Source organism: Paludisphaera borealis (assembly GCF_001956985.1).
Taxonomy (GTDB): domain Bacteria; phylum Planctomycetota; class Planctomycetia; order Isosphaerales; family Isosphaeraceae; genus Paludisphaera; species Paludisphaera borealis.
This window is the reverse complement of sequence record NZ_CP019082.1, coordinates 4,418,092-4,430,786: the sequence shown is the minus strand read 5'-3', so window position 1 is coordinate 4,430,786 and position 12,695 is coordinate 4,418,092. Positions and strand designations below refer to the sequence as shown.

At 67.6% G+C, this 12,695-nt stretch carries 6 protein-coding genes; 3 read left to right on the top strand and 3 right to left on the bottom strand.

The window, feature by feature from the left end; all coding sequences use genetic code 11:
- Positions 1-160: 160 nt before the first annotated feature.
- The 3 genes from BSF38_RS17260 to BSF38_RS17250 all read right to left on the bottom strand — a co-directional run bounded on the left by BSF38_RS17260 (position 161) and on the right by BSF38_RS17250 (position 6,543).
- A complete protein-coding gene (locus tag BSF38_RS17260) occupies positions 161-1,069 on the bottom strand; it encodes a zf-HC2 domain-containing protein (RefSeq protein WP_145952189.1) in 909 nt (302 codons plus the stop codon).
- Between the two features lie 8 nt (positions 1,070-1,077).
- Entirely contained in the window at positions 1,078-1,719 is a 642-nt protein-coding gene (locus BSF38_RS17255; protein WP_237170500.1) for an RNA polymerase sigma factor, read from the bottom strand.
- A 753-nt stretch (positions 1,720-2,472) separates the two neighbouring features.
- Complete coding sequence (locus BSF38_RS17250; RefSeq protein WP_083713023.1) at positions 2,473-6,543, bottom strand: discoidin domain-containing protein; 4,071 nt, start codon at positions 6,541-6,543, stop codon at positions 2,473-2,475.
- Between the two features lie 788 nt (positions 6,544-7,331).
- On the opposite strand from BSF38_RS17250, the gene BSF38_RS17245 reads away from it, so the two are divergent.
- Genes BSF38_RS17245 through BSF38_RS17235 form a run of 3 tightly spaced genes read left to right on the top strand, consistent with a single transcriptional unit; the run spans position 7,332 to position 12,672 of the window.
- Positions 7,332-8,075: a GntR family transcriptional regulator gene (locus BSF38_RS17245; protein WP_210405614.1), complete on the top strand. Its 744-nt coding sequence runs from the start codon at positions 7,332-7,334 to the stop codon at positions 8,073-8,075.
- Positions 8,072-11,146, top strand: coding sequence for a DUF1553 domain-containing protein (locus BSF38_RS17240; protein WP_076347655.1), 3,075 nt, complete (start codon positions 8,072-8,074; stop codon positions 11,144-11,146). The genes BSF38_RS17245 and BSF38_RS17240 overlap by 4 nt, the downstream gene beginning before the upstream one ends.
- Positions 11,147-11,202: 56 nt before the next feature.
- The gene (locus tag BSF38_RS17235; RefSeq protein ID WP_076347653.1) at positions 11,203-12,672 is read left to right on the top strand and encodes a DUF1501 domain-containing protein; all 1,470 of its coding nucleotides are present in this window, start codon (positions 11,203-11,205) and stop codon (positions 12,670-12,672) included.
- Positions 12,673-12,695 lie beyond the last annotated feature (23 nt).

The following is a 12,695-nucleotide window of genomic DNA, read 5'->3' as shown; positions in this document are numbered from 1 at the left end:
ACCAAGGCTCAAGCTCAAGATGGCTTCAAGGTGATGGTCGAGGGCCGCCCACCGGGTCCGAATACGAGCCCGAAGCGCAAGCGAGGGATGATTTTCGGGGTCGCCGAAGCGATCCCCTCGCTTGCGCTTCGGGCTCGTATTCCGCTCCCTGATCGTCCTGTCAGTAGGCGGGCTTGGCGATCCGAGCGTCGGGAGGCATGGGGATGCCGTATTCAAGATCGTGGTCGTAGCGGCGGACGGCCGCCGGCTTGCTGGCGTTGCTCGCCGGGACCGAGCCCGAGGCGGGGGAGGACGGAGTCGAAACCTGGGCCAGGGCCTCGGGTTCGGTCGACGACTCGGACTCCTGCGACCGCGACTCGTCGGCCGAGGAGGCTTCGGCCCGCGCCGGCGCGATGACCAGGGGGACCGCCTGAAGCTCGATCGGGATCGGCCTCGATTCGGCGGCGATCCGCGCCTCGGCTTCGGTCGCCGATCGGTGCACGAGCGAGGCGGCGACGACGAAGACCGTCGCAGCGGCGACCGCGCCCAGGCCGGCGGGGGAGGTCAGCGACCCGAAAATCCGGTCGCCGAGGCGGACCGACGACCGCGCGTCGCGGTCGAGGGCGGTTCGGAGGCGGTCGGGCAGGTCGTGGCCGATCGAGTCGCGCATCCAGGCGAGCTGGAGCGGCAGGCCGCCCCGGATGCGGTCGAGCCGGCCGGTCGCGCGGTCGGCGACGGTACGAGCCGAGGCGGGCAAGAGCGCCCGAGAGACCCGCGACCAGATCGACGGTTGCGACGCCTCGGCCGCCTCGATCCGGGCCGCGACCCCTTGCCAGAGCGACGGGGCGTGGGGCTCGACGGGCGACTCGGCCGCCGCCGCCGACAGGAGGGACATCGACCGGACGAGGGCCGACCGCCGCCGCCGGCAATCGCCGCAGACGTCGAGATGGTCCTCGATCGACAGCCGATCGTCGCGGCTCAGATCGCCGTCCCGCTCGGTCGTCGATCCGGCGTCGGCGGCCATTCCCACGAAGAGGGGGAGCCGACGTCGCGTCCAGGCGCACGCTGTTTGGTCTGGTTTTGTTTTCATAAGGGTCGTCAGCCGTCCGTGGCTGCCTCCTGCGCCGCATCCTGGCGGCGCTCCCAGATTAAGCGGAATTTTTCGCGTGCCTTGGAAAGACGCCATCGCACCGTCGCCTCTCGACGGCCCACGATCGCCGCAACCTCCGACGACGAGAATCCTTCTAAATCGCGGAGGACGAGGATCGTACGGTACGAAACGGGCATCTGTGCGAGGATGAACTGAACCTCCTGGGCCAGCTCCGCCTGAATTCTCGGGTCCGGATCGGGTGGGTCGAACGGGGCTCGCCCATCGTCGTAACTGCGGTCGATCGAGGCCGGCGGCGGGGGCTCGCTCTTGTTGCGCCGAAGCTGGTCGAGCCCGAGGTTGACGCCCACCCGGAACAGCCAGGGGCCGAACCGCCGGCCTGAATCGAAACGGTCGAGGCGGCTGTAAACCCGCCAGAACGTCTCTTGAGCCAGGTCGCGAGCGTGTTCGGGATCGCGCACCAGTCGAGCCAGCACGCGGATCAGCTTGCGTTCGTAACGTCTGACGAGCACGGCGAATGCGGCATGATCACCATGCCGCGCCCGCTCGACCAGCCAGGCGTCGTTGAGACTGGCCTCGTCCTCGGAGCCCGAAGTCGCCGTAACGGCCGTGGTATCCAAGGAGGGGGTCACCGTCGTCGGTCCAACCTTAAGTCGGTCTCGGTTTCGGTCAGGCGGGTTCACGGGGCCCCCGATCAATGAACCGTCGTTTCCGGCCGTTTTCGCCTGATTCGCACGATCCGCGTCCTCGGGGGATGGGGAGGGGACGCTGTCGGTCGGCTTCCGCATCGCGTTACCTCCCCACGTACAGTATGATACGTTCCCGCACCCCGACCGCGTTGGACGAATTTCTCGACGCGCCGCCAATCCGTCGCCGACGCACCGCTCGTCCAGCGCCGATCATCGGTCCAAACCGCACATCTTGTCAACCGCGACGCGGTCGGGACACCCGACCTCATGAAAATGAGGGGACGCGTCGGCCGGGTCCGAATGCAAACCATCATGACGCGGCCGGGACACCCGGCCTCATGAAAATGGGGATCGCGTCGGCCGGGTCCGAATACAAGCTCGAAGCGCCAGCGAGTGAATTTCCCATCGGCGGGTCGAATCCATCCACTCGCTGGCGCTTCGAGCTTGTAATGGGGCAGCCCTGGCCGAGGTATCTTCAGAGCAGCCCGAAGCGCCAGCGAGTGAATTTCCCATCGGCGGGTCGAATCCATCCACTCGCTGGCGCTTCGAGCTTGTAATGGGGCAGCCCTGGCCGAGGTATCTTCAGAGCAGCCCGAAGCGCCAGCGAGTGAATGGTCCGGTCGGCCAGCGGGGAATTCACTCGCTGGCGCTTCGGGCTCGTAATGGGGCGCGCCCTCGCGGCTCGCTTGAATGAACTCACGCGCCGTAGACGTTCACATCGTACAGCGAGTAGTTCTTGGTGGCGTTGACCTGGGTGCAGTAGATCCGCACGTAGCGGCCGCGCGCCGAGAGGTTCGTGTAATCGATCACGCCGCTGGTCGTGTTGCCGACGACGGATTGGACGGTCGTCCAGTTGCTGGCGTCGTCGCTGACCTGGATCTGGTAGTCGACCGCGAAGGCGGCCTCCCAGTCGAGCGTCACGCGGTCGACGTCGAAGACGGCGCCCAGGTCGATGGTGATCCAGCCGATGTTGTTGTTTTGCAGCCACTGGCCGCTTGACCATCGCGTCGAGGCGTCGCCGTCGACCGTATTGCCGGGCGCGTAAGCGGCGCCTTCGTTGGAGGAGGAGGTCGCGGCCTTGCCTCGCGCCAGGTCGACGACCGCGGCGGCCGTCGGCGTCGTCTGGAATTGAATCTCGGCGATCTGGATGATCGGGTCGCCGTTGCTGACGATGTCGTCGAGCTTGTAGATCTTGAACGGCGTCGAATTCGCGAATGTATACGTGGTCGCGGTGAAGTTGGACGTGACCGCCTCGTTGGTCCGGACGTCGAGGGTCGTCCAGGTCACGCCGTCGTTGGAGCCCTTGAGCGTCCAACTGTTCGGCGCGCGGCCGGGGTACAAGGCCGTGTCGTTGGCGCTGGTGATCGTGTATTGCGAGATCACCGGGGCGGCGCCGCCGGCGAATTGATACTGGATCCAACTGGTCGCCGAGAAGTCGAGCCATTTGGTGTGGACGTCGCCGTCGAACGCCTGCGCCGGGCCCTCGCCGCCGGCCGCGTTGCCGCCTCGGGCCGAGACGACGCTCGTCGCCGGCGCCGGATCGATCGGCATCGGCAGGCGGGCCGTCGCATAAAGGGCGTCGACGATCGGATAAACCGTGGTTCCGTCGGCGAAATGGATCTCGACCGTGATATAGCGTCCGGTCTCGTTCTGGTAGGGCTGGAGGTAAAGGTCGGCGGTAGTCCCGTGGCGGACGAGGGCCAACGCGTAAGCGGCGGGGGCGCCGACCAGCCGCCAATCGCCACCGCCGTAGCCGGTGACGATGATCTGGGTGATCGGCTTCTCGGCGGAGAGGCCGGTCAGGACGAGGTGGACGTCCTGGAAGTCGTCGGGGCTGGTCGGCGTCCCCGAGCCGCCGACGAAGTCGCTCCCGTCCTGCCCGAGCGACGCGGCCGTGATGATCGAGGCGGTCGGCAGAAGGTAGGTCTGATCGTTGGCCCCGACGCCGTTGAGCGTCGCGGCGTAGACCCGGATCGTCGCCGCCACCGCGCCGGTCGAGGGGTCGCTCCTCCAGTTGTTCCGCATGGTCAGGCGGATCTCGTCGAGGGTGAGCCAGGGGTAATTCACCTGAGTGTAGGCGGGCGCGCCGGTGCTGGGATCGGGGCCGACGCCGATCGTCACGGGGGATCGGGAGGGGTCCGTCCAGAGGATCTCGTTGTTCGAGAAGTCGCCCGTGAGATACGTCCGCCCACTGCTCGACTTGTTGTATTGCCGGTCGTGCGCGACGCTGAGCGAGATATAGGCGTCGTCGAACATGTTGCCGTTGATCGCGAGGTCGAAGACCGGCAGCCGCGACCAGCCCCAGGGCGCGCCGTATTGACCTTCGAAGGCGCTCTCGCTGGAGCCGGCGCCGATGCGGAGGCCGTCGCCGCCGAGGAACGTGTTGTCGACGATGCGCGTGCCCCAATCGTTGCCGCTGATGACGAGGCCGACGTTGTCCGGGGACATCCCACGCACGTCGATCGTGTTGCCGCGATAGGTCTGGTCGACGAAGCCGCGGCCGATCGTGATCACATAGTCGCCTTGCGGCAGCGGATCGGCGAGCAGGTACCGCGTCGGGCTGAGCGCCTGGGCGATCATCCGCCACTGGCCGGCGTACGGTCCGGTCACGATCGAGACGACGTCGCCGGTCCGGGCCGACGGGCCGCGCAGCGCGGGGATCTGTACGATCGAACCGTCGGGCGAGACGGCCGACGGCTTCCCCTCGAACCGAGGCTGGTAGGTTTCCAGCAAGATGATCTCGGGGCTGTTGTCGTACCCGGGTGGGAGCACCGCGTTCACGGGCGTGCCGATTCCGCCGTCGATCGTGTTGTTCTCGATCAGGTTGCCGATCCCTTGACCGGAATCGCCGCCGCCGTAGACCAGGAACCGCAGCGTGATCCCGGCGGGGGCGAGGGCGTGGACGTGGTTGCCGGTGATCGTCAGGTCGTGGCTCGTGTGCACGTTCAGAAAGGTCGGCGTGATCGTGTTGGCGACCGCGCCTTGATAATCGTTGTCGAGCACCTGCCAGGGTCCGACCCCGAGCTGGATCCAGCCTCCCTTGAGAATGTTATTCGCGATCAGGCCCGAATCGCCCGGGTCGAAGTTCATGAGGGCGAACGCGTCCTCGTAGCCCGTGGCGATCGCGGCCGACGGAGCCTGGACGTCGAGATGAGTGAACGAGAGGTCGACGTTCGAATCGCCCAGCCCCGCCTGGACGATGGCCCGATCGGCGGCCGTCCACATGCTGGAATCGCCCTGGAACCGAATCGCAAAGCCGTCGAGGGCGACGTGGCTGGACGAGACGAGAATCGCCCCCGACGACGAGTTCCACGGCGAGCCCGGGGCGCTCGACAGGGCGAAGTTCAGCGTGATCCCCGGATCGGCCGTGATCTGAACCGGATAGTTCAGATTCAAGGGGGCGTTCAGCGTGTACGAGCCGGCCGTGAGATGGATGTTCGGCGCGTGGGCCTGGAGCTTGGCGAGCAGGTCGGCGGCGCTGGCGACGTCGAGAACGCTCGCCCCGACGCGGGTGTCGGCGACGAGACGGCCGATGTCGCTCGGCGCACCGGCGAACCGGGCGACGGCCTGGGAGCCGTCGTTGAACGTCAGCAGCAGGGTGAGGGTCGAACCGGCCTCGTCGCGGACGGGCGGGAAGTCGAAGACGCCGGTCGTCGCGTTGTACCGCAGGGCCATCGGGCTCGATCCGCCCGTATACGGAGCCGCCGCCCCCGGCCCCGTGTAAGCCCAGCTCGAACCATAGAGATTGCTGAGCACCGCCGTGCGCACGGTGGCGAACGACTGGCCGGACGGAAGGGCCGCCAGGCTTCCGGCGTCGAGGGCCGCGTGCGAGTAACCGGGGCTCGACGCGTCTTGCGGCAGGCTCGCCGCCCTCGCTTGGGGCAGATTCGACAGGGCGACGGCGGGCATGGCCAGGTTGGGGTTCGTCGCGCCCGCCGTGAAGACGACCGTGTCGGTCTTGCCGCTCCGGTTGGTGTACGTCCCGTCGGGGTTCTGATGCTCGTAGGTGACCACCAGGGTCATCGGGACGCCGGCGAGATTGACGTCGGGGGAGATGAACAAATCGGCGGTCGTTCCCAGGGTCCCGTTCTGCCCCGGCCGGTTCAACAGCTCGGCGTTCCAGTGGCCGTCGGGGTTGGTTCCGGATTCCCACACCCGGGGCGGATTGGTGGCGGCGGTGAGCGTGACGTGGACCGCCGCGCCCGCCGAGAGGTTGGACAGGGCGATCTGAACGTCCTCGATCCCATCCGGGCCGACGCCGATGTTCGGTCCGGTCCAATCCTGGGCGACCTGCCCCACGAAGACGGCCGTGACCTGCTCGCCGGGCGTCCGGAGGTTGGGGTCGACCGCCGAGCCGGTGGTCATCGAGGTCGTCTCGAACGTCCCGTCGGCGTAGACGACGCGAATAGCGTCGTACAACGTGCCCGCGGGGTCGGCGGCTTCGGGCTCCATGTAGAGGTCGCCCGCGCCGGGGGCGGCGGCGGGCTTATAAACGGCGTTCGACCAGTTGCCGAGTGGGTTCCAGACCCAACCGCCGCTCACGGGCTTGGTGACCGTGACGCTGGCCACGGCGACACTGGACAGGCCCGTCAAATGGATGTGGATGTCCTGGTAGTCGTTGGGGCGCTGCGGGTTGATCAGCCCCTCGGTGCCCACGAAGTCGCTTCCATCCTGCCCGATCCACGTCGCGGTCAGGGCCAGCAAACGACGCTGCTCCAAAACCGCCAGCCTCGGCGTGAACGCTCGCCTCTTCGCGTGCTTTCTCATGATGCGGGGAACCCTTGTGACAGGTGAACTATCAGCGACTACTGACCGTCCCTTTCACGCAGATCCATCTGACGGGACATTGAGCCGACCGTTGAGAAAGCCTCCGGGCGACCGCCTGTTTCGACGGCCGTCCACAACTCGACGGCGTAACGCTCTAATCCTAGTTCACGTCGATCGAATCGCCCCTCTCGTCACTTCGCCGGATTGTTCTCTTGGTAAAGGAGTAGGACGTGTCTTCCGAAGATGAGCCGAACGAATCGTCATGCCCCAGTTTTGGAACGCCCGGCCTCATGGAAATGGGGGCTTGCGGTCGACCAGGTCCGAATACAAGCCCGAAGCGCCAGCGAGTGAATCGGCGTTGGGCCGTCGGAACCATTCACTCGCTGGCGCTTCGGGCTCGTAATGGGGCGCGCCCTCGGCTCTGACGAGCTATTTCCAGAGCAATCGCCATCCCCGAAGAAGCAGAAGAAGCAGAAAAAGAAGATTCAGCGGCCCGCCCGCAAACAATATAACCCTCTTTTCGCCGCAAACGGGCCGACACGCATGTTTTCATTCAGACCAGCCTGACTAAGCAGCGAGATGCTTACTCCTCTCGCTCCGGACGCCGGTCGCCTCGGCGATTCTACAGAACTTGGGTGGCGAGAGGGTTGATGTTCAGGGTAGGATAGAGAGCCCAAACGGCGAAGGGGCCGGGGTGGCGCCGTCGGGTCGTCTGGCTCCAAACAGCGCGTCCGGTTTCCCCGCTTTTCCTGCTGAGAAGTCCACCCGGCTGTCGGGAGTCTTCCTCTGTGTTGAGATCAACGACGACGGGATCGTCCACGACGTGGGACCACGGCCGGCGGCGGCAGGTTCTGGTGGAATCGCTGCTGCGCGAGATCGTCAACGGGTCGATCCGGCCGGGCGAGCATCTGGTCACGCAGGCATTGGCGCGGCGGTTCGGCGTGAGTCACACGCCGGTGCGCGAGGCGCTCATCATGCTGGCGGGGATGGGGCTGGTCGACGCCGCGCCCAACCGGGGCTCGATCGTCCGGCGGGTCACCACGCGCGAGGTCCGCGAGATCTGTCAGGTCCGCCGGGCTCTGGAATGCGAGGCGGTCCGGCTGGCCTGCGGGCGGATTCCGACCTCGGACCTCGTCGCGCTCCGCGAGGCCCTGCTCGCCTTGATCGGCGTCGAGGAAGACCATTGGGTCGGCGGCGTGACCGAGGCCCGGGCGCTCGACAGCCGGCTGCACGACCTGATCGCGTCGGGCTCGGGGAATTCGTTTTTGGTCAACGAGCTGGGGCGGTTCAGCATCTTGTTCCGCACGTTCCGCGACGTGGCGTGGAGCCACTCCGAGAGCCGCAACGATTACCATCGCCTGGACGCCGAGGCCCGCGAGCACCTGGCGGTCGTCGAGGCGCTTCTGGCCGGCGACCGTCAGGCGGCCGTCGCAGCCATGGCGCGGCACATCGCCGCGGGGGTCGACTACTGGAGCCGCGCGCTGCCCGAAGGGGCGTCGCCGCCGGCCGAATTCGAGGAGGAGCTGAGATGAGCCGTCGAAACCGTATCCTCGCTTCCGCGATCGCGACTGCGCTCGGGCTCGCGGCCTGGCCGATCGCCGAGGCGCGGGCCGACGGCCCCGTCGAGTACAACCGCGACGTCCGGCCGATCCTGGCGGAAAACTGCTTCGCCTGCCACGGCCCCGACAGCGCGGCGCGGAAGGCCGACCTGCGGATCGACCGCCGCGACGACGCCGTCGCGATGGGCGCGATCGAGCCCGGCAAGCCCGAGGAGAGCGGGCTCATCGAGCGGATCAACTCGACCGATCCGCACGAGGTCATGCCGCCGAAGGCGATCCACAAGACGCTCACCGCCGCGCAGAAGGACGTCCTCACGCGGTGGATCGCCCAGGGCGCCGCGTACCAGCTCCACTGGTCGATGATCGCCCCGACGCGGCCCGCGACCCCCAAGACGAGCGATCCGGCCTGGGTTCGCAACCCGATCGACGCCTTCGTCCTCGCCCGGCTCGATTCGGAGGGCCTGAAGCCCGCGCCCGAGGCCGACCGCCGCACGATCGCCCGCCGGCTCAGCCTCGACCTCGTCGGCCTCCCCCCCAAGCCCGCCGACGTCGAGGCGTTCGTCGACGACAAATCGGCCGACGCTTATGAAAAATACGTCGACGACCTGCTCCGGTCGCCCGCTTGGGGCGAGCACCGCGCCCGCTACTGGCTCGACGCCGCGCGGTACGCCGACACCCACGGCTTCCACTTCGACAACTTCCGCGAGATGTGGACGTACCGCGACTGGGTCATCGCAGCCTACAACGGCAACATGCCGTTCGACCGCTTCACCATCGAGCAGATCGCCGGCGATCTGCTGCCCAACCGCACGCTCGACCAGCAGATCGCCTCGGGCTTCAACCGCTGCGCGATGTCGACCAACGAAGGGGGGACGATCGCCGAGGAGAACCTGGTCAACTACACCCGAGACCGCACCGAGACCGTCTCGCAGGTCTGGCTGGGGCTGACCACCGGCTGCGCGGTCTGCCACGACCACAAGTTCGACGCCTTCAGCCAGAAGGAGTTCTACGAGCTGTCGGCCTTCTTCAACAACACCACGCAAGACGCCTACGACGGCAACATCAAGGACACGCCCCCCGTCGTCGTCGTCCCCCAGCCGGAAGACGCCGACCGCTGGGCCGCGCTCCCCGCCGCGATCGCCCAGGCCAAGACCGCCGTCGACGCCCGCGCGAAGGCCGCTCGGGGCGAGTTCGACGCCTGGCTCGCCGGCCTCAAGCCCGAGGCCCTCGCCGCGATGACCCCGACGCGCGAGCTGCGTCTGAACGTCGGCGTGGCCCCGCGCGAGGGGGACGCGGCCCGGCAGCCGTTCGAGAGCCTCGACGCCGGCGACTTCGAGAAGGATCAGCCGTTCTCGTTCGGCGCCTGGGTGAAGCTCCCCAAGGAAGGCGCGACCGGCTCGGTCATGGCCCGGATGGACGATCAGCACGAACACCGCGGCTGGGACCTCTGGCTCGAAGGCAAGCGCGCCGCGACCCACATGGTCCACTCGTGGCCCAAGGACGCCTTCAAGGCCGTCACCAAGAACGAGCTGCCGACCGAGGTCTGGACCCATCTGTTCATGACGTACGACGGCTCGGGCAAGCCGACGGGCGTCAAGATCTACGTCAACGGCGAGCCCCAGCAGACCACCTCGGCGGCCGACTCGCTGAAAGGTTCGATCCGCGCGACGGTCCCGTTCAAGATCGGCCAGCGGCACTCGTCGGACCGGGTCGACAAGGTCGGGATCAGCGACGTGCGGCTCCACCGCCAGGCGCTCACCGACGCCGAGGTCGCCGACCTCGCGGGCGTCGGCCGCTACTTGCCGCTGATCGCCCAGCCCGCCGACAAGCGACCGCCGGCCGAGGTCGACGCGGCCTTCGCCTGGTGGCTCAAAACCCGCGATCCGGCCAGCCGCGACCTGCGGACGAAGCTCGTCGGCCTCGAACAGGAGAAGGCCGCGCTGCAAGCCCGGGGGACGATCGCGCACGTGATGCAGGAGAAGCCGGCGGGGGCGATGGCCTTCGTCCTCAACCGCGGCGAGTACGACCAGCGCCGCGACCCGGTGAAGCCCAAGACGCCCGAGGTCCTGCCGCCGATGCCCCCCGACCTTCCCCACGACCGCCTGGGCCTGGCGAAGTGGCTGCTGCGGCCCGAGCATCCCCTGACGGCGCGGGTGTCGGTCAATCGGTTCTGGCAGGAGGTTTTCGGCCAGGGGATCGTGCGGACGACCGGCGACCTCGGCGTCAGCGGCGAGCAGCCGTCGCACCCCGAACTGCTCGACTGGCTGGCAGTCGAGTTTCGCGAGTCGGGCTGGGACGTGAAGCGGTTCTACAAGCTCATGGTGACGTCGGCGAGCTACCGACAGTCGGCCGCGGCCACGCCCGAAAAGGTCGAGAAGGACCCGTCGAACCGGCTCCTGGCCCGCGGCCCCCGGTTCCGCATGGACGCCGAAGTCGTCCGCGATTACGCCCTGGCCGCCAGCGGGCTGCTGGTCGCCAAGCTCGGCGGGCCGAGCGTCCGACCGTATCAGCCCGAAGGGGTCTGGGAAGCGGTCGCCATGCCCGAGAGCAACACCCACTTTTACAAGCGCGACGCGGGCGAGAGCCTCTACCGCCGCAGCCTTTACACGTTCTGGAAGCGGAGCGCGCCGCCCGCCTCGCTCGACGTCTTCAACGCCCCCAGCCGCGAGGTCTGCACCGTCCGCCGCGAACGGACCAACACCCCGCTCCAGGCGCTCGTCACCCTCAACGACCCCCAGTTCGTCGAGGCCGCCCGGGCGCTCGCCCAGCGCGTCCTGGCCGAGGCCCCCGAGGCCGGCGACGCCCGGATCGACTTCCTCGCCCGACGGCTGCTGGCCCGTCCTCTGCGCGACGACGAGACCAAGATCGTCCGGGCCTCGCTCGACCGCCTGATCGCCTACTACCAGTCGCACCCCGACGACGCCGCCAAGCTGATGAAGGTCGGCGAACTGCCGCTCGACGCCGGCCGCGACCCCGCCGTCGTCGCCGGCTGGACCATGCTCGCCAACGAGCTGCTCAACCTCGACGAGGCGATCAACAAGTAAACAATGCCGGTGGGTCGGAACGGAACCACGGATCAACGCATTAGCGAGGACGAACTATGAGCCTCTTCGACGATTACGCTCGATACGAGACCCGCCGGCAGTTCTTCCGTCGGGGCGGCAACGCGGTGGGCTGGGCGGGCCTGGCTTCGCTGCTGGGTCGCGAGGGGCTCGCGCCGGCGGCCCGGGCCGGCAAGCTCGAGCACGACGTCAACGCGATCAAGACGCATTTCGCCCCCAAGGCCAAGCACGTCATCTACCTGCACATGGTCGGCGGCCCGTCGCAGATGGACCTGTACGACTACAAGCCGAAGATGGCCGAGTGGTACGACAAGGACCTCCCCGAGTCGGTCCGCCAGGGTCAGCGGCTGACGACGATGACGAGCGGCCAGTCGCGGTTCCCGATCGCGCCCTCCAAGTATAAGTTCGCCCAGCACGGCAAGTCGGGGATGTGGGTCAGCGAGATGCTGCCGCACACGGCCAAGATGGTCGACGACATGTGCTTCATCCGGAGCATGCACACCGAGGCGATCAACCACGAGCCGGCGATCTCGTACATCCAGACCGGCAACCAGATCACCGGCAAGCCGTGCCTGGGGTCGTGGGTCAGCTACGGTCTGGGCTCGCTGAACGACAACTTGCCGACGTTCGTGGTGCTGGTGGCCAGGCCGAGCAACACCGAGCAGCTTCAGGCGATCTCGGCCCGGATCTGGTCGTCCGGCTACCTGCCGGGCCAGCACGCCGGGGTCTCGTTCCGCACCAGCGGCGACCCGATCCTGTTCATCAACAACCCCCCCGGCGTCTCGTCCGAAGTCCGCCGCGACACTCTCGACGGCCTACGGGCGCTCAACGAGATGAATTACCGCCAGGTGGGCGATCCCGAGACCCACACGCGGATCGAGCAGTACGAGCTGGCGTTCCGGATGCAGGCGAGCGTCCCCGACCTGACCAACACGGCCGGCGAGCCCGAGTCGACTTACAAGCTCTACGGCGAGGACGCCAAGAAGCCCGGCTCGTTCGCCAACTCGGCGCTTTTGGCCCGGCGGATGGTCGAGCGCGGGGTCCGGTTCGTCCAGATCTACCACAACAACTGGGACCACCACGGCAACGTCGCCGGCCGCATGCCCAGCCAGTGCAAGGACGTCGACCAGCCCTGCTACGGCCTCGTCCAGGACCTCAAGGCGCGCGGGCTGCTCGACGAAACCCTGGTGATCTGGGGCGGCGAGTTCGGCCGGACGATCTACTCGCAAGGGGGCCTGTCGCACGACAACTACGGCCGCGACCACCACCCGCGGTGCTTCACCATGTGGATGGCCGGCGGCGGCTCGCGCCCGGGGACCGTGTACGGCGAGACCGACGAGTTCTCGTACAACATCGTCAAGGACCCCGTCCACATCCGCGACTTCCACGCCAGCATCCTCCAACTTCTGGGCTACGACCACCAGCGGTTCACCTACCGCTACCAGGGCCTCGACCAGAAACTGACCGGAGTCGAGCAAGCCCACGTCATCAAGGCGCTTTTGGCCTGACACCGAGTCGCCAAGCATCCATC

What these genes read in the sequence shown, in the direction of transcription:
- BSF38_RS17260 (WP_145952189.1), bottom strand. Translation starts at nt 1,069, where the DNA reads ATGAAAACAAAACCAGACCAAACAGCGTGCGCCTGGACGCGACGTCGG.
- BSF38_RS17250 (WP_083713023.1), bottom strand. Translation starts at nt 6,543, where the DNA reads ATGAGAAAGCACGCGAAGAGGCGAGCGTTCACGCCGAGGCTGGCGGTT.
- BSF38_RS17240 (WP_076347655.1), top strand. Translation starts at nt 8,072, where the DNA reads ATGAGCCGTCGAAACCGTATCCTCGCTTCCGCGATCGCGACTGCGCTC.
- BSF38_RS17235 (WP_076347653.1), top strand. Translation starts at nt 11,203, where the DNA reads ATGAGCCTCTTCGACGATTACGCTCGATACGAGACCCGCCGGCAGTTC.